General features: G+C 27.6%; 2 protein-coding genes. Both read right to left on the bottom strand.

All coding sequences use genetic code 11. The features are described from left to right. Nucleotides 1-107: 107 nt before the first annotated feature. Nucleotides 108-749, bottom strand: coding sequence for an ATP-binding cassette domain-containing protein (locus LJE08_RS13325; RefSeq protein ID WP_227403491.1), 642 nt, complete (start codon nt 747-749; stop codon nt 108-110). A gap of 726 nt (nt 750-1,475) precedes the next feature. After that, entirely contained in the window at nt 1,476-2,351 is an 876-nt protein-coding gene (locus LJE08_RS13320; RefSeq protein ID WP_227403490.1) for a hypothetical protein, read from the bottom strand. Between the last annotated feature and the right edge of the window lie 240 nt (nt 2,352-2,591).

Raw genomic sequence — 2,591 nt, 5'->3', positions numbered from 1 at the left:
TCATTATTTGGTGTTATATTCGAACATCCACAAACCAAGAATACACTTAGCAATGCCGCTGCATGCTTCTTCATAGGTCCACCTCCTTTTTTATATGAATATTTTTGTTATTCAACATTTTTAATTTGCTTGATTGTTTTAGTATCTATGCTATAAATTACATCTGCAAATTCTTTGTGTTCATTCGAATGACTGGTATATATTAAATAATGATTCTCTTTTTTGATAAAATCATTCAGGTAATTTTGCATGATTTGTTTAGCTTGTTTATCTAAAGCATCAAAAGGCTCATCTAATATTAGAATATTTGGACTTTCCATTATTGCTTGAATAATCCTAAGCTTTTGCTTCATACCTAAAGAATAATACTTATATTTTTTATTAATATCTTCCTCTAATCCGAATAATTCACAAAATTGATAAATTTCATTTTTTGTCACTATCTTTTTTATTCTAGCGATTTCCAATAAATTATCCATTCCAGATAAATTGTTAAAAAAATCTGGTGAATTTATACAGATCCCTGCATTTTGTATAAAGTCATAGTCCTGTCCAATAATATAATCATCTACCGTAACTATACCCGTATCTGGTTTACTAAATCCGCATATAAGCTTTAATAAAACGCTTTTCCCTGATCCGTTCACTCCTTCAATGAAGTTCCACTTATTGGGCATAAAAGTAATATTTACATCTTCAAAAATTGTTATGCCTTTATAAGATTTTGAAACACCTTTTAAACTAATCATAAATAATCCTCACTTTGATTTATGTAAAATTTTCTGATGAGACAATAGGATAAAACTGACGTCACAATTATTATGCAAAAATATATTCCTTCAAAAACGCTATTTGAACTCATTGTCACTAAATTTGTTTTAGAATAGTTATCAAGAAATGTCATCAATATCAAAAAAAGAAATTGTAGATATACAAAAAACTCTTTCTTGTATAATATCTGAAAAATCGTTCGCAAAAAGATAATCTCAAACAGTAGTGAAAAGAAACGAATAAGATACATATAAATCATAAATAAGTTTGAAACGTCACAATGTTCAACGGCACAAATGAAACCTATAAAAATACAAATTGAAAACCAAGTAAAGAAGCATTTTTTAGCCAAGTCAATTGTGATACTATTTAAAAATGAAACTTTTGACATTCGATATTGCCAAAAATTATATTCGCTATAGTGAAAATTTTTATTATCTTCTATAATCCATAGTATTACTATTACAAAAAGTATAAAACCAATCATAGAAATCATATTTGGATATATAAACCCATAATCAAAACTATAATTCTTGTCCATTAGTACAATTCGAATGGCACTAAATAAAGAATCCGTTTTCTTTATCGGTGCATACTCTATCATTACCATTTTAAGATTTCTTAAAAACACAGACACTGAAATAAGCGTTAACACAAAAATCAAAAGTAAATACCTACTTAATAGCTTACTAATTCTTTTTAGTTTATTTAGCATAACAATCACACTTCTTACTCTTTAATGTAACAACAATTATGCATATAACATAAATCACAATTGTAAATAACATCAGAAGCAAACTACTGTATCCACTAATTGCACCATTGACCATAATAGCTATAGGATCAACATAAATAAATGCCATATTCCAGGTAATCAAAAATTGAGCAACAAAACTAACACCGTAATAAAAAACTAAAGGCAATATAACAATATCAACCTTTCTCTTGAACGTATATGCAATCGTAGTCCCTAAAAACGCATATACATAAGGAACAAAGAAAAAACGAATTGTTCCTTCCATCAAGTAATACCACCTTTGATGATCTATATATAGATTCTTTCCAAAAACATCAGATAAAAAATATTTTGTTAATTCGCCTGAATTGGCTGGATTAATAACAATTCCAACAAATAGCCATAAAATTAAATAGGATAAATAAATTGAAAGAGCACATCTTAAACATTCCTTATTCATTTCACTCAATGTAAAACGAACATAATCTTTCTTTCTATACGCATTTAAAGAAAATACTGTATCTAAATATGTACGAAAGTTTAACCCAGAAAACAAGCATAACAATGGAACAAGATAACCATACGCCATTGTTCCATGATCTATAAAATACGCAAAATTTCCTTTTACAGAATCAAAATAATGTATCGTTAATGACACTAATCCATTAACTTCTTCACAACTTCCACCATAAGCAACACACGCTTCTCTATAAGCCTGCAAATATTGTTCTTTACCTAAAAAATATTTTGACAACACCATAAAATATGTAGTCCCTTGATAAATCAAGAAAAACAAAGAGATAATCACACAAACACCACATAATATAAAATATCTTTTTTTCATGAAATATAATCCATATTTACTTTTATAGCCGTAAACAATTATCCTTTCTTTTGAAACTAAAATTATTATTTATCATCTGCACCTATAATGTTATATATAATCATAAAATTCTATTTTCATTGAATGTTTGAACCACTTGAACTTGTATTATCTTGTAGTCTTAGAAGATTATTAACTTGTGATCCTACTTTGCATCTGGATATGTGTCTTCAAATTTATCGGCATATCGATTGTGCTTTT

This window comes from Holdemanella sp. DFI.5.55 (genome assembly GCF_020593575.1).
GTDB lineage: Bacteria > Bacillota_I > Bacilli_A > Erysipelotrichales > Erysipelotrichaceae > Holdemanella > Holdemanella hominis.
This window is presented reverse-complemented; position numbering and strand designations above follow the sequence as displayed.

Excerpts from the sequence above, each read along its gene's own strand:
- LJE08_RS13325 (WP_227403491.1), bottom strand. The coding sequence starts at position 749 with ATGATTAGTTTAAAAGGTGTTTCAAAATCTTATAAAGGCATAACAATT.
- LJE08_RS13320 (WP_227403490.1), bottom strand. The coding sequence starts at position 2,351 with ATGAAAAAAAGATATTTTATATTATGTGGTGTTTGTGTGATTATCTCT.